The 17,447-nt window shown below is 43.5% G+C and carries 12 protein-coding genes and 3 CRISPR repeat arrays; of the genes, 9 read left to right on the top strand and 3 right to left on the bottom strand.

Annotated features, from left to right (window positions below):
• Positions 1 to 4 precede the first annotated feature (4 nt).
• On the bottom strand, positions 5 to 1,279 hold the full coding sequence (gene xseA / locus ACFQY8_RS03165; RefSeq protein WP_377938462.1) for an exodeoxyribonuclease VII large subunit: 1,275 nt from the start codon (positions 1,277 to 1,279) through the stop codon (positions 5 to 7).
• A gap of 105 nt (positions 1,280 to 1,384) precedes the next feature.
• Between xseA and ACFQY8_RS03160 the strand changes: the two genes are divergently transcribed.
• Positions 1,385 to 1,984, top strand: coding sequence for a GNAT family N-acetyltransferase (locus ACFQY8_RS03160; RefSeq protein ID WP_377938461.1), 600 nt, complete (start codon positions 1,385 to 1,387; stop codon positions 1,982 to 1,984).
• 252 nt (positions 1,985 to 2,236) lie between these two features.
• Positions 2,237 to 5,560 (top strand): isoleucine--tRNA ligase, encoded by a 3,324-nt coding sequence (gene ileS / locus ACFQY8_RS03155; protein ID WP_377938460.1) that lies wholly within the window; start codon positions 2,237 to 2,239, stop codon positions 5,558 to 5,560.
• A 75-nt stretch (positions 5,561 to 5,635) separates the two neighbouring features.
• Here ileS and ACFQY8_RS03150 read toward each other — a convergent pair whose 3' ends face one another.
• Both ACFQY8_RS03150 and ACFQY8_RS03145 read right to left on the bottom strand, forming a co-directional pair.
• Positions 5,636 to 5,794, bottom strand: a complete 159-nt coding sequence (locus ACFQY8_RS03150; RefSeq protein WP_377938496.1) for an IS3 family transposase — start codon at positions 5,792 to 5,794, stop codon at positions 5,636 to 5,638.
• A gap of 106 nt (positions 5,795 to 5,900) precedes the next feature.
• The gene (locus tag ACFQY8_RS03145; protein ID WP_377938495.1) at positions 5,901 to 6,158 is read right to left on the bottom strand and encodes a DDE-type integrase/transposase/recombinase; all 258 of its coding nucleotides are present in this window, start codon (positions 6,156 to 6,158) and stop codon (positions 5,901 to 5,903) included.
• A 1,371-nt stretch (positions 6,159 to 7,529) separates the two neighbouring features.
• Between ACFQY8_RS03145 and cas3 the strand changes: the two genes are divergently transcribed.
• The 7 genes from cas3 to cas2 are packed head-to-tail and all read left to right on the top strand — an operon-like array spanning position 7,530 to position 15,495.
• Entirely contained in the window at positions 7,530 to 9,905 is a 2,376-nt protein-coding gene (gene cas3 / locus ACFQY8_RS03140) for a CRISPR-associated helicase Cas3' (protein WP_377938459.1), read from the top strand.
• A gap of 11 nt (positions 9,906 to 9,916) precedes the next feature.
• On the top strand, positions 9,917 to 10,663 hold the full coding sequence (cas5c, locus tag ACFQY8_RS03135) for a type I-C CRISPR-associated protein Cas5c (protein WP_377938494.1): 747 nt from the start codon (positions 9,917 to 9,919) through the stop codon (positions 10,661 to 10,663).
• On the top strand, positions 10,660 to 12,561 hold the full coding sequence (cas8c, locus tag ACFQY8_RS03130; RefSeq protein WP_377938458.1) for a type I-C CRISPR-associated protein Cas8c/Csd1: 1,902 nt from the start codon (positions 10,660 to 10,662) through the stop codon (positions 12,559 to 12,561). The genes cas5c and cas8c overlap by 4 nt, the downstream gene beginning before the upstream one ends.
• 30 nt (positions 12,562 to 12,591) lie before the next feature.
• Positions 12,592 to 13,437, top strand: a complete 846-nt coding sequence (gene cas7c, locus ACFQY8_RS03125) for a type I-C CRISPR-associated protein Cas7/Csd2 (RefSeq protein WP_377938457.1) — start codon at positions 12,592 to 12,594, stop codon at positions 13,435 to 13,437.
• A 37-nt stretch (positions 13,438 to 13,474) separates the two neighbouring features.
• Positions 13,475 to 14,152 (top strand): CRISPR-associated protein Cas4, encoded by a 678-nt coding sequence (gene cas4, locus ACFQY8_RS03120; protein ID WP_377938456.1) that lies wholly within the window; start codon positions 13,475 to 13,477, stop codon positions 14,150 to 14,152.
• A 1-nt stretch (position 14,153) separates the two neighbouring features.
• Positions 14,154 to 15,185, top strand: a complete 1,032-nt coding sequence (gene cas1c / locus ACFQY8_RS03115; RefSeq protein WP_377938455.1) for a type I-C CRISPR-associated endonuclease Cas1c — start codon at positions 14,154 to 14,156, stop codon at positions 15,183 to 15,185.
• Between the two features lie 19 nt (positions 15,186 to 15,204).
• Positions 15,205 to 15,495: a CRISPR-associated endonuclease Cas2 gene (gene cas2, locus ACFQY8_RS03110; protein ID WP_377938454.1), complete on the top strand. Its 291-nt coding sequence runs from the start codon at positions 15,205 to 15,207 to the stop codon at positions 15,493 to 15,495.
• Between the two features lie 211 nt (positions 15,496 to 15,706).
• Positions 15,707 to 16,464: direct repeats of the CRISPR family, unit length 32 nt; unit sequence GTCGCTCCCTTTATGGGAGCGTGGATTGAAAT.
• 97 nt (positions 16,465 to 16,561) lie between these two features.
• Positions 16,562 to 16,855: a CRISPR direct-repeat array (repeat unit 32 nt; unit sequence GTCGCTCCCTTTATGGGAGCGTGGATTGAAAT).
• Between the two features lie 96 nt (positions 16,856 to 16,951).
• Positions 16,952 to 17,246: direct repeats of the CRISPR family, unit length 32 nt; unit sequence GTCGCTCCCTTTATGGGAGCGTGGATTGAAAT.
• Positions 17,247 to 17,447 lie beyond the last annotated feature (201 nt).

Genomic DNA, 17,447 nt, shown 5'->3' with positions numbered 1-17,447 from the left:
TTATCTATTCGTGCACCGCTGTCACGGCTGCATCAATTTTACCGGTTTTCAGTGTCACAGTGACTGTATCTGCGTGGTGGAGAGCCGATGCGGTATCGACTACAGTGCCGTTTGCATTCTGCACTACTGCATATCCACGATCGAGTGTGGACTGAGGGCTGAGTGCAGTCAGCGTAGCATGCAATTTTTCGATAGAGCTAGAGGCATCAGCAATTGTGAAATTCATCGCGGTATTCATACGCATGCGAGCGTCGCGGACAAATTGCAGTGGCTTATCAATGATGGTTTGTGGATGGGTGAGACTTGGGCGATTTGCGTATGCTGCTAGCCTTTGACGTTCTACTTCTACTTTACGCGTCAAAGACTCCATCATACGTGCGCGTGTCTGTGCTACTAAATCAAGCTCCTCGCGTACATCAGGAACTACCCGTTTTGCAGCATCTGTCGGTGTAGAAGCCCGAAGATCAGCTACGAGGTCGATGAGTGTCCAGTCATCTTCATGACCAATGGCAGAGACGACAGGAGTAGTAGCAGCGGCAACGGCGCGAACTACACTTTCATCAGAAAAACCAATTAAATCTTCGAAAGCGCCTCCACCACGTGCCACGATGATGACATCTACTGTTGTATCTGCATCAAGCTCTGCGATGGCTCTCACAACTTCTGGTGGGCACGAAGGTCCTTGCACATGAACGTGTTTGACTGCGAACTCCATACTCGGCCAGCGTAGGCGAGCGTTCGTTATCACGTCCCCCTCTGCACGCGCTCCTGGAGCTACTACTAAACCAATCTTATGAGGGAAATGAGGAAGCTCAATTTTGCGCTCTGTGTCAAAGAGTCCCTCACCCTTAAGCTTCTTGCGTAGCATTTCGATTTGCTCTTTAATGCCGCCGGTACCTACGTGGTGTATCTGGTCTGCGCGGAAGCTTAAGGATGTGCGTGCTTGATAGATGTTTGCCTTACCGTGAAGTACGACGAGATCGCCTTGCGAGTATTTTGCTGCTTCGTAGGCAGGAGGACCGAAGAAAACACAGTCCATCTGCACATTCACTGCTGGGTTATTATCGCGAATAGTCATATACACTTGACCGGGACGGCGTGCATTAATCTGCTGAATCTGACCGGTGACCCAAGCAGCAGGCCAAGAGTTTACGACACTTGCGAACTTTTCAGAGAGCATGGCGACTGGCCACGGATTATCCTGCGTCGTATCGCTGACCCTTACAGGAAGTGGCTTTGACTCAGTGGAAGCATCGAGCTGAGTGAATAAATCTGACATACTCCAAGCATAAGCAAATGATGCGATGTAATATAAGTCGCGATATAAATTTTTGGTATGCGAATGTACGGCGCATGATATGTGCATTAACGAAAAGAGGTAGAGATGTATCGCAATATTGCTTTTCGTAAAGCCCGTCGCGCTGATCTTCCTGCAATTATGACAATTGTAAACGAGGCGAAAGCTTTGCTCAAGGCTGACGGGTCGTCGCAATGGCAGGATGGCTATCCTAATGAATATACATTTATCGCTGATATTGATGCCGATGCAAGTTTTGTGCTGACATATGACGATACTGTCGTAGCTACGGCAATGATTGCTGATGGGGAAGAGGCCGGGTATAGCAATCTCATCGAAGGGCAATGGCAGTATCCACTTGAGAAATATGGGCGGTATGCGGTTATCCATCGTGTGGCTGTGAGTGCTGAGTTGAGAGGGCGGCGAGTCATTGATGAACTATTCTTGCAGCTTTTTTATGAGATGAAAAGGCTCGGATACTCGTGTGTGCGTATCGATACACATAAGAAGAATATTCGCATGCAGCATGCTATTGAGCGCGCAGGTATGACTTTGAGCGGAACGGTCACTCTCGACCACGATCCTATAGAGCCAACGAGGCAGTGTTATGAGGGTCTCATTACAGACCTTATAAAGTCTGTCGAGATTGCTAGGATACACTATCAGAAACTGACAGAGAATCAGTAGACCATGATCCGTTATCAGCGGGGAGTCTTCGGAAGAACGGTTGGTTGCGAGAAATCTCGCAGAGACTTAGTAGAACCGACGGAGCAGACCGGATTCTGAACAAGAGGCGTTGTGTTTGTCTCGAAATGCAACGCAATCGAGGTGGTACCGCGGTGCCGCGCTCGCAAGCGCTGAGATTTTTCTTAAGGCGCTAGCGAGTCAGCGTCGTCCTCAAGCCAAATGCACATAACTAGGCTATGAGGAGTATGGCGCATGAAAAATAGCGTATATCCAAAGGCAGTAACTGATAAGCAGTTCGAGACAGTTACTCCAAGCCCAAATTTCCCATCGATGGAAGAGTCAGTACTCAAGTATTGGGACGTGGATGATACATTTAAGCGTTCTATTGCACAGCGTGATTCCGGCAACGCAAATGATGAGTTTGTCTTCTTTGACGGTCCTCCTTTTGCAAACGGTCTGCCACATTATGGTCATCTGCTTACGGGTTATGCTAAGGACGTTATTCCTCGTTTCCAGACGATGAAGGGCAAGAAGGTTAATCGTGTCTTCGGTTGGGACACACACGGCCTCCCAGCAGAGCTTGAAGCAGAAAAAGAGCTCGGCATTACCAATAAATCTCAGATTGATGAGATGGGCTTGAAAGCATTCAACGAAGCATGCCGTCGCTCTGTCATGAAATACACTCAGGAGTGGAAGGATTACATTCATCGTCAAGCTCGCTGGGTTGATTTCGATGGAGGATACAAGACGTACAACACCTCCTACATGGAGTCTGTCATCTGGGCTTTTAAGCAGCTTTACGATCGCGGTCTTGCATATCAAGGGTATCGCGTTCTTCCTTACTGTTGGAAGGACGAGACCCCGCTGTCTGCGCACGAACTTCGTATGGATGCAGACGTTTATCAGGATCGCACGGATAATACGTTATCTGTTGCGATGAAGATGCGTGATGAAGATGCATACGCTGTCATCTGGACCACGACTCCATGGACTATTCCAGGCAATATGGCTATCGTCGTAGGAAGCGACATCGACTATGTGCTCGTAGAGCCAGTTGAAGGTCAGTTTGCTGGAAAGAAACTGTACTTTGCAAAGGACTTGGTAGAGAACTTCACTAAACAACTTGGCGAAGGTTATAAGATTGTCAAGGAGCTTAAGGGTGCTGAACTTGTAGGGCGCCGTTACTATCCAGCTTTTGATTTCTTTGAAGACGGTCACTTGACTGATCCTGAAGGCAAGCCAAACGAGGATGGAAACGCTTTCACTATTTACGCTGCAGATTATGTCGCCACTACCGAAGGTACAGGTTTAGTGCATCAGGCTGTATACGGCGAAGATGATATCAATACTTTGAATGCTCATCAGGTGCGCACGCTCGATTATTTGGATGAGCATGCAAAGTTCATGAACATCATCCCAGAATATGAGGGATTGCAAGCCTTTGAATCAAATAAACCGATTACAGATGATTTGCGTAAGGGTACTGGCCCTCTTGAGCGCGTTCCAGAAGACCGTCGCGCTTTCATCGTTCAGGAAAAGTCTCATGTGCACAGCTATCCTCATTGCTGGCGTTGCGGAAATCCACTGATTTATAAGCCAGTATCGTCATGGTTTGTCAGCGTCACGAAGGTCAAGGATCGCCTCATTGAGCTCAACAAAGGAATTAACTGGATTCCAGATAATGTGAAGGACGGTCAGTTCGGTAAGTGGCTGGCAAATGCTCGTGACTGGTCCATTTCACGTAATCGCTACTGGGGAAGCCCGATTCCTGTATGGGTGTCTGACGATCCTAAGTATCCGCATATTGATGTGTATGGTTCCTTGGAGGAGCTCAAGCGCGACTTTGGCGACTACCCAAAGGATGATGAGGGAAATATTAACCTGCACCGTCCATGGATTGATGAGCTGACTCGTCCAAATCCTGCCGATCCTACGGGTAAGTCAATGATGCATCGCATCCCAGATGTGCTTGACTGCTGGTTCGAATCTGGTTCTATGCCGTTTGCGCAGTTCCATTATCCTTTCGAAAACAAGGATTACTTCGAGCAGCACATGCCATCTGACTTCGTCGTAGAGTACATTGGTCAGACTCGTGGATGGTTCTACGTCATGCTCGTCATGAATGGTGCACTTTTCGATAAGGCACCATTTAAGAATGTCATGTGCCACGGCATCGTCCTTGGAGACGATGGGCAGAAGATGTCTAAGCACTTGCATAACTATCCAGATGTCAATGGCGTCTTCAATGAGTATGGCTCAGATGCCATGCGTTGGTTCCTCATGTCATCACCAATTTTGCGTGGCGGGAACCTGATCGTGACTGCGGATGGCATTCGCGACACCGTTCGACAGGTTATGCTTCCTTTGTGGTCGACGTATTACTTCTATACCTTGTATGCAAATGCTGCAAACAATGGCGCGGGGTATGACGCGCGTTCTCTGCATGCTGATGAGGTACATGACCTTGCGCATATGGATCGCTACTTGCTCGCTCGTACACGTACTCTTGTAGAGACGGTAGAGAAGTCGTTGAGTGAGTACGCGATTGCTGATGCGTGCGCTGCAGTAGAAGATTATCTTGATGTGCTCACTAACTGGTATGTACGTAATACGCGTGATCGTTTCTGGAATGAGGATGAGAACGCTTTCAATACTCTGTATACCGCCTTGGAAGTGCTCACTCGTGTAATGGCGCCGCTCGCTCCAATGGAAGCTGAAACCGTATGGCGTGGACTTACGGGCGGAGAGTCTGTGCATTTGGCTGATTGGCCATTCTTGACAGATGCTGAAAGTGGAAAGTCGACAAACATCGGCGACGTGCTTAAAGCTGATGATGAACTTGTACATACTATGGATAAGGTTCGTGAAATTGTCTCTAGCACTCTCAGCCTGCGTAAGTCAGAAAAGATTCGCGTGCGCCAGCCACTTGCTCAGTTGACGGTTGTCGCTGAGAATGTGAAGGCTGTTCGCAAGTACGAAGACCTGATGAAGTCTGAGCTTAATGTGAAGAGCATCCAGTACACCACACTCGAAGATGCGAGCGAGCATGGCTTGAAGGTAGTAAACGAGCTTCGCGTAAATGCTCGTGCAGCTGGTCCACGCTTGGGTAAGCAGGTCCAATTCGCCATTCGTGCTTCTAAGTCTGGCGCATGGCATGTAGATGAAGATGGTCTGCCAATCGTCGATGCTGACAACGTCGAAGGAGGCATTGCGCTCGCTGAGGGTGAGTATGAGCTAATTTCTCGCGTGGAAGCAGCTGGCGAAAATGAATCTGCAGAGAACTCTGTATCGTGTGCACTACCAACGGGTGGTTTTGTGCTCCTCGATACTGAGCTTAATGATGATTTACTTGCTGAAGGATACGCTCGCGATGCTATACGTGCCGTTCAGGATGCGCGCAAGACAGCAAACTTTGACATCGCAGATCGCATTAACTTGACCTTGACTGCACCTGCTGAGGATGCTGCAAAGCTTGAACAGTTTGCTGACTTAATTTCTACGGAGACCTTGGCGGTAAATTACACTGTAAGGTCTGCTGATGTAGATGAGCTCCAGATTGAGGTAGCAAAGGCTTAAAAGTGCTTATTGTTCTAGCGAGAAATTCCTCTGCACTGCTTTGAACTGGTTTGTGGAAGTTGGACTGGTTTAGTTTTATGGGTTGGCTTTGAGGGTATGGGTTTGGTATTTTATTGGGCTTATACCCTCAAGTCGTTCTTGAATCTTTTTTGTGTTATACCAATTGATATATTGTTTTACTTGGCTAGCAATCTTGTGAATACGTGTAAACGTGTTTCCCGTAAAACGTTTCAGTTTTTAGTAGTCTGAAGAAGTTTTCCGTGACACTGTTGTCCTAGTAGTTTCCTTTACGACTCATTGACTGAATAGTACTATTCTTGCTCAGTATTTTCTTCCAGGACTAGTGTTGGTATTGGAAGCCTTGATTAGTATGTATGAGGATACCAGGCTCAGGTTGCTCAGTATTAAAAGCTTTCTGGAGACTCTCGTTCGTAAAATTCGTGGTTGGACGGGGCGAGAGGGAGTACGGGGTGATCTTGTGATTATACAGATCCATGATTGGAGATAGATATAGTTTCTTGTCTCCAATTCTAAACTCGCTTACATCACTAACCCAAACCTTATTAGGATGATCAACTTTAAACTGACGGTCGAGAATGTTGCTGGCTATTTTACTTAAGGTTCCTCGATTATGATGAATACTTACGCTTGGGCACGTGTCTTAAGTTTTAAGATGCATGACCTTCATGAGTTTTAACACTGCTCCTATCAAAGTTGCACAGAGGAATTTCTTATTTAGGAAGAATTATTTGCTCGATAAAAAGATACAGCATCTTGTTTTGTCTTTTTATTGTTGTGGTTGGGCTGTATATGAGTTGTGAGTGTTTTGTGGTGTTGTATAGTTGAGGCTCTTGCGTGGAATATTATTCCCGTTTTGACAGTACCATAGCGTATATATTCAGATGTTACAGTGTTAAAGGTCGAAGCTTAGGGGTAGACCACTACGAGGTAGTAACCCGTTACTGTTTTCGTTTAACCCGTGCTGACTAAAGGCTTCTAGGGTCAGCGAAAAACACTCGTAGTCGTAGAAGTGTCTTGTATGGCTTGATTCCATTTGGCAAACTCTAAACCCCTGTCGAAGGTTATAAGATTTTACTGCGTTCACAGGCTACTGTATAAGCCACATACGTAAAAAGATTCTTCTATATCATGTGGTTTATGACATTGTGTGGGACGAGTCACGATGATGCTTACTAACCCACTCAACTAAAAGTAACAACACAGTTTTGTCTTCCCCTTACCCACAAAATAGTGTCCCCTTCCCAACGCCCAAACTGATAGTGAGAAAGACATGAGAACGCTCGTGTATAGACACGGCTCCTCGTATTCGTCCTCACTTCTCACTGTGTATGGTTCTTTTCACCGTTTACCTTTCCACGAAAAGCAATGTAATAGGCAAGACTTTTCGCTCTGCGAGCCTGTACAAGAGTGCGCGCACTACAATCAATATCCTGCGTATAAGCTAAACACGTGGACTATACCCGTATGCGAGTAACCGTTTAACCAAACACAATACACTCACCAGACAGAGCAATACAGTGTCTACCACGATACTTCCTCACGGTAAAACAATACTGCACCCAATCAGTAATACTATTTCCCTTTATCTATCCAGTGTTGGACACGATAAACAGTAAGACAAGAACAATGAGGTAAAACAACTAACCTCAATAATAGAAATACCAGAAAATGAATACCCGTACATGAGCAGCCTCAGATACGATAAACCCAAATATAGGTCACTGCAATCTATCCTCCAGCTCATAACATAGTAGCCACCACAGGAAAATCAGCAACCCGTTTCTCACGCCAAAACGTAACAACTAAACCAACAAAACAGGTAAAGATTCTAACTTTTTAATAGAACTTGTCGTAAACCATGTTTGCTATTAAAGTAGCTGTGAAAGCGTATAAGTTCTGTTTTGGAATGGGGGTATTTACAGTGGTGCTATTTGCGCGAAAGGATAGTATGGGTAATACCCAGACGCTTTATACCCATTTGCATAATACTGCTGAACTCGCGAAATCATTCGAATCAGAATTTTCGTCGGTTGCCTACATTGCTGGGATTATGCATGATGTAGGGAAATCAGCAGAGGCTTTTCAAAAATACTTGATGTCGGATAATGGTAAGCGTGGTTCTGTAGTTCACGCGAAGCAGGGTGCATTCCTGATTGATGATATTTCTGAAGTGACATCTAATACGCTTACGAAGGAAATTCTAGAGCTTACTATTTCTAAGCATCACGGTGATTTGCCGGATTGCATAAGTGGTAGTAGCATAAACGGGATATCAACATTCTTCGACGATTTTTCTGCAGAAAATAAAGCTAAAGTAGATTATTCTTATGAAGAAATTAAAGAGAAAATTGGAGAATTAGATTTACAGATAAGTGATAATTTTCAAGCGGGTAATACAGATGTGGATAATTTTCTGCAGCAGCTTAAAGAGATAAAAAATCCGAATAGCAGATTTTTCTTTATCGGTCTTTTTGCAAAATATGTATTTTCGCGATTAGTAGATGCGGATAGGCTTGACGCCGGCAATTTTGCTGAAAAAAAGGAATATTTGCCTCGAGAGCTGGATTGGAATGTATTTCTAACACGCTTTGAAAAGAGTATGGATAAGTTTGTCCGCTCTCATCAGCAAGAATTGCCGATTAATAATGTTAGAAATAACGTGTTTGAGCAATGTGCACAAGCAAGTGATAGAGAAACGGGAATTTATAAACTTTCAGTCCCAACTGGTGGTGGAAAGACATTAGCTTCTTTGAATTTTGCACTTCGTCACGCATTGAAACACAAAAAGAAGCATATTATCTATGTCATTCCGTATTTGTCTATTACGAGCCAAACTTCTCAAGTTTTTCGAGATGTCTTGGATATCAGGGACGGTGAGGATACTCTGCTTGAACATTATTCAAGCGTGAGTGATGATGATTTAAGCGGGAAAGAAGAGCAGAAAAGGCGTCTTGCAGCTGAGCGTTGGGATAGTCCAATCATTGTAACCACTATGGTTCAGTTTCTTGAAACTGCTATGTCATCGCGAGGGACAAAACTTCGTAAGTTCCATAATATGGCAGACAGCGTCATTATCTTTGATGAAATACAAGCTTTGCCAACAAACACAATAAATCTTTTCAACGAAGTGGTAAGTTTTCTCTCTAATGTACTTCACTCAACAATTGTTTTGTGTTCTGCAACGCAACCATTACTAGAAAAAACGCATAGAAATAATTTGCTTCTTTCTGCACATCCAGATTTAGTTAAGCTTACTTCTTACGATTTAAAACCGTTTAAGAGAACGAAAGCTCTTGTTTCTTCTGTTGAAAAGTCTAGTGAAGAGTTTGCTGATTTTGCCTTTGAAAAAGCTCAAGAAAATGGCGGATGCCTTGTTATCGTTAATTTGAGGTCAAAAGCGTGTGAGATTTATCAGATTCTTGAGCGGCGTAATACGAATAATGATTTTGAGTTAGTTCATTTGAGTACGTCTATGTGTGGTAAACATAGAAAAGATTGCCTCAAACAAATTCAAGAGACCCTGGAAAGTAGACAGCATGGACCATTAATTTGTGTAAGTACGCAGCTTATCGAAGCTGGGGTAGACCTGTCTTTCCCATGTGTGATTCGAGCTATGGCTGGGCTTGATAGCATTATGCAGGCTGCTGGTAGATGCAATCGTAATGGTGAGTCTGCTGAGCCAAAGAGTGTGTATGTGTTCCCTATGAAAGATGAAAGGGGAATAGACGGGTTAAAAGACATTGCCTATGGCAAGGAAATAACTGATCAGCTTATACGGGAATATCCTCACGAAGATTTGCTGTCAGAGCATCTTCTTCATGAGTATTATGAACGATTCTTGGAACGGTTACAACCATCTGAAGCGAGTAGCGTTATGGATTATCCACTTTGCGATAGCACCGATAGCATATATGCGTATAATCTGCTGTCTTTTAATAAAAGAGATAGATGTCGCTACTTCAATAGAATGGAAAGAAAAATGAAAAGAGAATACCCGCATGTCTGTGCTCAAGCGTTTAAGACTGTGAGTGATAATTTTCATGTCATTCCTCGTGTGCAGCTTAATGTTGTGGTGCCTTATGGACAATCGGATGTGCTTCTTAGTGAATTGTGTGAGGATCATTCTCCATCTCAATATAAGCGACTACAGAAATTGCAGGACTATACCGTTTCTCTTTTCGACAAAGAATATCAGAAACTATCAGCAAATAATGCAATTTATAAAGTCGATGATGAGCTTGATGTATACGCGTTATCAAAGGACTACTACAATGAACATTACGGAGTGGTAATGGATGCTGAGCTTTCTCCAATTTTTATGTGAGGTGAATAATGATAGAGAAGCATAGAAATTCAATTGAATACGAAGTTTCTGGGCGATATGCACTTTTTTCTGAAGTGGTTACACGCATTGGAGGAGAGAAATTCTCTTATCAAGTCCCAACGTATCAAGCTTTAAAAGGAATTACCGAGAGCATTTATTGGAAGCCAACGATTACGTGGGTTATAGATGCCGTGCGCGTGATGAACAAAATTCAAACAGAGGGGAAAGGGATACGATCTATTAGATTTAAACGGGGTATAGTGAAGGGAAAGTTGAAGCCTGTAAATGATCTTTCATACTACATGTATTTGAAAGATGCTCGTTATCAAGTATTAGCGCATTTTGAATGGAATGAGCAACGAGAAGACTTAAAAGCAGATCGTAACGAAAATAAGCACCACAACATTGCTTTACGTTCTGTTCAACTCGGAGGACGCCGCGATATTTTCTTAGGAGCGAGAGAATGCCAGGGGTACGTGGAACCATGCGAATTTGGCTCCGGAGAGGGGTTCTATGACGATTACGGAAGTCTGAACTTCGGCTACATGTTCCATAGCTTTTCTTACCCAGATGAAGATGAGCAACATGACTTCACTAGAAAATTTTGGACATATGAAATGAGTAATGGAATTATCCAATTTCCGCGTCCTGATTCATCTGAACTCTATGCTGAAATCATCCGTAATCATAAAAAGACAGAAATGAAGAAATTTGAGATTGGCAAGAATCTTCAGCCAGCGTCGGAGGAAGAATCATGAGTTTATGGTCAAATCTGCTTGATACCTATGATGCTATTCGAAAAATTAAAGGCGAGAAATTTATACCTCCCTACCACACAACAATGCCTGCTCACTTATGCGTGACTATTGATCAAGAGGGTAACTTTATAAAAGTTGAAGAAGCAAATAAAGAAATTATTATACCGTGCACAGATAAATCGCAGGGAAGGGCTAGTGGAGGTTTTGCGCCTCATCCTTTATGTGATCAGCTCCAGTATCTAGATAGAAAAATAGGTAATAGTAAAAAAGTTGACCTTTATCTTAAACAACTGGAAAGTTGGAAAGATGACGATAAGTTTCTTAACGCTATTTATAACTATGTAAGTAGTCATAGCATTACTGAAGATGCTGAATTGTATGGTGCACCGATATCTAAAGATGGTAAAACCGAAACAAGCAAACCTGATAAGCTTGGTGTTCGTTTTGCTGTGATGATTCCGGGAGAGTCGAATCCTCACGTTGAAGAATCGCAAAAGTTACGGGAAAAGTGGATTTCTTTCCAAGAACATAACGCTGATAATAATGACGCTCAACGCGATTTATTTGGACGAAACTTAAGAAAAGCTACTATGAATTTCCCTAAGAAGGTTGTTAAGGGGAGGGCGAATGCGAAACTTATTTCAGCAAACGATAATGGCGTAATCACTTATGATGGGCGATTTGGTCAAGCCAAAGAAGCATTATCCATTGATAGTTTTTCAGTTCAAAAAATTTGTTCTGCCCTGAGATGGTTGGTAGACTATCATGGGACAGTCGAAGGAAGTCAGATATTTGTAGTTTGGGCGGTGCAAGAACCAAATAATAAACTTGAAGATCTAACTTCAAATTCATATGACGTTGGCGAGAGTTTTCTATTCGAAGGCTTGAGCGAGACTAGTACTAGTACGGCTATATCCCAAGAAGAGGCGTTGTTAAAAACTGATCAGGACTATGCAAAATTATTCCGCAAATATATACATGGTTTCGGCAAGGCAGACTCTATTAAGAACCATTTCAAAAAAGTTGTTCTGCTCATTTTAGATACTGCTACAGTTGGTAGATTGAGTGTTGTTTTCTATCGTGAACTCCTGGAAAGCGATTATGTAGAGAGCCTGCTTCGATGGCATATTGATATGACTTGGCCATTGACATACAGAACATCAGGGGGAAACACCGTGCACTACATCGGAGCACCATCTTTTGACGATATCCTTAGCTGCGCATATCCAACTTCTGACCATTCAAGTTCAAGCTATCAAAAATTCGCGGCAGCTTCACAACAAAGACTCATTGAATCTATGTTCGGCAATTCATTACTGCCACAGTCACTTTTAAATGCAGCCTTTCACAAGGTAATCCGACCATTAGCTTACAAAGAAGAAATAAAACGATGGAGGCATGATTTCGAAGTAGCTTGCAGTCTTTGGAAAAAACAATTCATTGATGAAGCCCATAGACGGGATAAAACTCAACTTACCTATGAAGAAAAGAGGAAAATAATGGAATTGGATGAAACAAGAGCAGACCGAGACTATCTATTTGGTCGTTTACTCGCGCTCGCAGATTATTTTGAATATGGCGTCTTGAAACGGCAAAATAGTGAGAAACCTGAGAAGACGCTACGACCGACAAATGCGGTAGGATTGATGTCAAATTTTGTTGCAAAACCATCATCAACATGGCTGACATTATGGAAGAAACTCATTCCATACATTAAGTCGGAAAATGGAGCGCGTTGGTTCCAAACTCGTGTAGACCAGATTGTGATGCAATTCCAATCTGGAGACTTTGAAAATAATAAGCCACTGTCTCCAGCATTCCTTTTGGGATATTCTGCAGAACGCAGATCGCTCATGAAGAAAAAAGATTCGTCACAGAATGCTGAAGCTCAAGAATAAAACTACGTATAAATTCAAGGGAGAAAAATCATGGAAAGTTTGCAAAGTAAAATTGATTTCGCTTTAGTTTTTACGGTAAGGAATGCGAATCCAAACGGCGATCCGCTTAATGACGGTCGTCCACGAACTACGTCGGAAGGTTTCGGAGAAGTTTCCGACGTTGCGTTGAAAAGAAAGATCCGTAATCGTTTGCAAGATGCAGGGGAGCGAATTTTTGTTCAGTCTGAAGACCGTGTAGAGGATGGAGAGAAATCTCTATCAGATCGTTTTAACAGTTTTCTCAAAGAATTGCCTAAAGATGTTCAAAGGCAGAAGGACGTTGTTTACGATAAGGTTTGCGAACAGTGGATTGATGTCAGGTCATTCGGACAACTTTTTGCATTCAAAAATAAAGGCGATGGGACTGATATATCATCGCTTGGTATACGCGGTCCAGTTACGATTCAAAGTGCCTTCTCAGCAGAACCAATTGCTATTGATGATGTTCAAATTACAAAGTCAGTGAATAGCGAGACAAAAGATGCCGGGAAATCTTCAGACACCATGGGTACGAAGTACCGCGTGTCTGGGAATGCAATCTATACGACATATGGAAGCATAAGTCCTCAAATTGCTTCAAAGACAGGTTTCACAGCAGAGGATGCTGAAAAGATTAAGAATGCACTTGTATCTCTCTTTGAGAATGATGAAAGCTCAGCACGACCATCTGGATCTATGGAAGTTGTTGCCGTTGTGTGGTTCGTGCACAATAGCAAGAGTGGCCAATATTCGTCTGCGAAGGTTCATCGTTCAGTTTCTGTGGACTCTGATGGCAAAGTTTCTGTTGACGAATCGTCAATTCCAAATCTCCACTATGAGATTCTTGAAGGTCGCTAAGTATAATGCCTAGCAACAGCTATTGCGAAGGTAAAAGATGAAAGGGCATACTGAATATCCTGAAGAGGAATGGCTTGCCCTTTCTGGCATTCAACATTTTGCGTTTTGCAGGCGACAATGGGCTTTGATTCATATTGAGCAGGTGTGGTCAGAAAACTATTTGACAACATCTGGAAAGTTACAGCACAGCCGAGCACATGATTATAGCCAGTCTGAGCTAAGAGGTGATTTACTTGTTTTGCGAGATTTACGTGTAGCTTCGAGGAAGCTGGGAATATCTGGTGACTGTGATGTTGTGGAATTTCATAAATCAGAACAAGGTGTATCTCTGACGGGAAGAGTAGGAACTTGGCTGCCGTACCCGGTTGAATATAAACATGGTAGACCAAAAGTAACAAATGCTGACCGTCTCCAACTGTGTGCGGAAGCGGCATGTCTAGAAGAAATGCTCGCATGTAGCATCCCTGAAGGTGCTTTGTTCTATCAGGAAATTAAGCATAGAGAAATAGTAGCTCTCGATGAGAAGTTAAGGTGCGAAATGAGGTCGTGCATTTGCCAAATGCATGATTTAGCGAGTGCCGGTCACACTCCCAGAGTCAAACCGAGCAAGTCTTGTCAGGCTTGCTCTCTGAAAGAATTGTGTCTTCCACAGCTCGCTAAGACAAAATCGGTGAAAGAGTATCTAAATTCAACGTTGAATGACAAAGAAGTATAAAATGAAACAGCTTGCGAATACTTTGTTCGTACTAACTGAGGGTGCCTATTTATCACTCGAGGATGAGAATATCGTCGTTGAGTGCAAAAAGGATAGATTAGGAAAGGTCCCGCTAAGATCACTGGATTCTATCTTGAGCTTTTCGTATGGTGGAGCATCTCCTGCACTTATGGGGAAGTGCTCAGAGATGGGTGTCAGCCTTTCTTTCTTTTCTCCTCGCGGAAAATATTACTGTTCAATTTTTGGTGAAAGTAATAGAAACGTATTACTTCGCCAGGAGCAATTTCGTATTTCAGATGATGAGTCGCGTTCGCTTTTAATTGCTAAAAATATGATATTAGGAAAGATTTTTAACGCACGATGGGTTCTAGAGCGGGCCAAACGTGACCATGCTATGCGGATTAATGTAAATTTGATCACGCAGGTAAGTGAAAGTCTCGCGCAGGAGATTTACCTCGTGCGAAAGGTTCAAAGTCTTGACGAGCTTCGAGGTATAGAGGGTCTATCAGCAAAGCAGTACTTTTCAGCATTTGATGAACTTATCCTACGCAACAAAGATGATTTCTTCTTTGAAGGAAGAACACGTAGACCTCCAATGGATAATATGAATGCGATTTTGTCGTTCGTATATGTACTAATTTCTCGTGATTGTGCTGCGGCGCTACAAGGAGTGGGATTGGATCCGTATGTTGGTTTCTTTCATGTGGAACGACCTGGAAGGCAATCGCTAGCCTTAGATCTAGTTGAAGAGTTGAGGTCGCCTCTGGGAGATAGATTTTCCCTCACTCTCGTAAACACAGGAATTTTGAACGATTCACATTTTGAACATAGAGAGAATGGAGGGGTTTTTCTTAATGATGCAGGAAGAAGAGCGCTTCTGACTGAATGGCAGAAACGCAAACAAGACACTCTTACTCATCCGTTTTTGAATGAAAAAGTGCAATGGGGAATGATTCCATACGTTCAGGCATTGCTGCTTGCAAGAACTATTAGAGGTGATCTTGAAGAGTATCCCCCATTTCTATGGAAATAGATAATTGGAGTGGTGAATAATGCTTGTAGTCGTTACTTATGATGTTGATACCACTGATATTGCTGGACGCCGCCGACTTAGGCGAGTAGCGAAAGTCTGCGCGAAGTTCGGTCAGCGTGTGCAAAATAGCGTTTTCGAATGTGACGTATCTCCGTCTGATTATTTGCTGTTAAAGCATGATTTATTTGAAATAATGGATAATCAAGCCGACAGTTTACGTTTTTATAATTTAGGAAGCAAATATTCAAATAAGATTGAGCATAAAGGTATTCAGCATCATCTACCGACTGATAGTGTCATGATGTTATAGCATAGGTTAGTTCTGACTAAGTTGTGCGAACATAAAGCTAGCATTATTTTTGGTGAGTGTTCGCACCTAATTTTATCTTTTTCGTATGTTTTAGTCCTGTACATACGATTATTGACATAGGTTTTTGCTTTTTTGCGATGAGAAGCTAACCTTGACAAGGTATATTTGAATTTTTTTCTCGTAATGTGGAATTGCAATGTTCATTTGTGCCGTCGCTCCCTTTATGGGAGCGTGGATTGAAATTCAGATTCCGAAGAGAGATTCCGGATTTCTTTTTGTCGCTCCCTTTATGGGAGCGTGGATTGAAATGCCGAGTGGTGTGAAGAATCCGCTGATTTTGGATGTCGCTCCCTTTATGGGAGCGTGGATTGAAATGCCGAGTGGTGTGAAGAATCCGCTGATTTTGGAGTCGCTCCCTTTATGGGAGCGTGGATTGAAATATGTACTCATTCGCGCTAATGCCAGCAGTCTTGTGTCGCTCCCTTTATGGGAGCGTGGATTGAAATCGAGTATTGGCATGAGGGTGAGTGCGAAGCTGATGTCGCTCCCTTTATGGGAGCGTGGATTGAAATATTTTTAGCCGAAGAGGCTACTCATGTGCTGCTGGTCGCTCCCTTTATGGGAGCGTGGATTGAAATAAACATGTTTTCGTAAATAGATTCACGAACTGTAGTCGCTCCCTTTATGGGAGCGTGGATTGAAATTCGACTGAGTTTGCGTTCAGCTGCTGCCATAGCTGTCGCTCCCTTTATGGGAGCGTGGATTGAAATATTTATTTTGCTGGAGAGGCTTCCGGTTGTAATTGTCGCTCCCTTTATGGGAGCGTGGATTGAAATACGCTCACGGTCGAACAAAACGACGTGATAGACAGTCGCTCCCTTTATGGGAGCGTGGATTGAAATCATTTCCTTGTACTTATTCGAGTCACGATGCGCAAGTCGCTCCCTTTATGGGAGCGTGGATTGAAATAAAAATCTCATACGTCAAGCCGCAGGCAAAAAAGGTCGCTCCCTTTATGGGGCGTGGATTGAAATCTTGTAGCTTGCGACGATGCTTTCGTGTTTTGTGTCGCTCCCTTTATGGGAGCGTGGATTGAAATAACCGCTCCTGAAGAGCGCGTACGGATGCTGGACGTCGCTCCCTTTATGGGAGCGTGGATTGAAATTTCTTGAATGTGACAGTCTCCACTCGTCCCGCAGTCGCTCCCTTTATGGGAGCGTGGATTGAAATACACCCCACTGCGGACGACCAAGCTTATAGTATGTCGCTCCCTTTATGGGAGCGTGGATTGAAATCTCATGATTTCCCGTTTGATTATGCGACACCGTGTCGCTCCCTTTATGGGAGCGTGGATTGAAATGTCACGCGGCAACTACTCGTATCGATGATACGGGGTCGCTCCCTTGGGAGCGTGGATTGAAATATCGAGAGTCGGAGACGACTTACCTTTAACACGGGTCGCTCCCTTTATGGGAGCGTGGATTGAAATTTTGAGAGCGTTTTCTTCATCAGCTTCTGTCCAATGTCGCTCCCTTTATGGGAGCGTGGATTGAAATGAGTTCTCCGCGACAGACGTCAATATGGGCTTTGTCGCTCCCTTTATGGGAGCGTGGATTGAAATATCGACTCTGCTACACCAACACAACCACTGTGGGTCGCTCCCTTTATGGGAGCGTGGATTGAAATAGTATCAAAAACTCGGCTCTCTTTGGCGCGGTCGTCGCTCCCTTTATGGGAGCGTGGATTGAGGCGCTTGTACTTACTTACCATCGTGCTCTCCTGTTGGTCTTTCTCTCCTATAGGAACACGTTCGTAGTTTCGGTCAAAGTAAAAACAATTAGTTGTCCTGATTTGTCTTTTTTTATCGTTACGGTCGGGCTATATGAGTCATACATATCTTGTGGTGTTTTATAGTCTAGACTCTTACGTGGAATACTATTACGTTTAACAGC

It is taken from the genome of Alloscardovia venturai, assembly GCF_042676605.1.
In the GTDB taxonomy this organism is placed as follows: domain Bacteria; phylum Actinomycetota; class Actinomycetes; order Actinomycetales; family Bifidobacteriaceae; genus Alloscardovia; species Alloscardovia venturai.
Note: the sequence above shows the minus strand (reverse complement) of the source record. Positions and strands in the feature narration are given on the sequence as shown.

Excerpts from the sequence above, each read along its gene's own strand:
- xseA (WP_377938462.1), bottom strand. The coding sequence starts at position 1,279 with ATGTCAGATTTATTCACTCAGCTCGATGCTTCCACTGAGTCAAAGCCA.
- ACFQY8_RS03160 (WP_377938461.1), top strand. The coding sequence starts at position 1,385 with ATGTATCGCAATATTGCTTTTCGTAAAGCCCGTCGCGCTGATCTTCCT.
- ileS (WP_377938460.1), top strand. The coding sequence starts at position 2,237 with ATGAAAAATAGCGTATATCCAAAGGCAGTAACTGATAAGCAGTTCGAG.
- cas3 (WP_377938459.1), top strand. The coding sequence starts at position 7,530 with ATGGGTAATACCCAGACGCTTTATACCCATTTGCATAATACTGCTGAA.
- cas8c (WP_377938458.1), top strand. The coding sequence starts at position 10,660 with ATGAGTTTATGGTCAAATCTGCTTGATACCTATGATGCTATTCGAAAA.
- cas7c (WP_377938457.1), top strand. The coding sequence starts at position 12,592 with ATGGAAAGTTTGCAAAGTAAAATTGATTTCGCTTTAGTTTTTACGGTA.
- cas4 (WP_377938456.1), top strand. The coding sequence starts at position 13,475 with ATGAAAGGGCATACTGAATATCCTGAAGAGGAATGGCTTGCCCTTTCT.
- cas1c (WP_377938455.1), top strand. The coding sequence starts at position 14,154 with ATGAAACAGCTTGCGAATACTTTGTTCGTACTAACTGAGGGTGCCTAT.
- cas2 (WP_377938454.1), top strand. The coding sequence starts at position 15,205 with ATGCTTGTAGTCGTTACTTATGATGTTGATACCACTGATATTGCTGGA.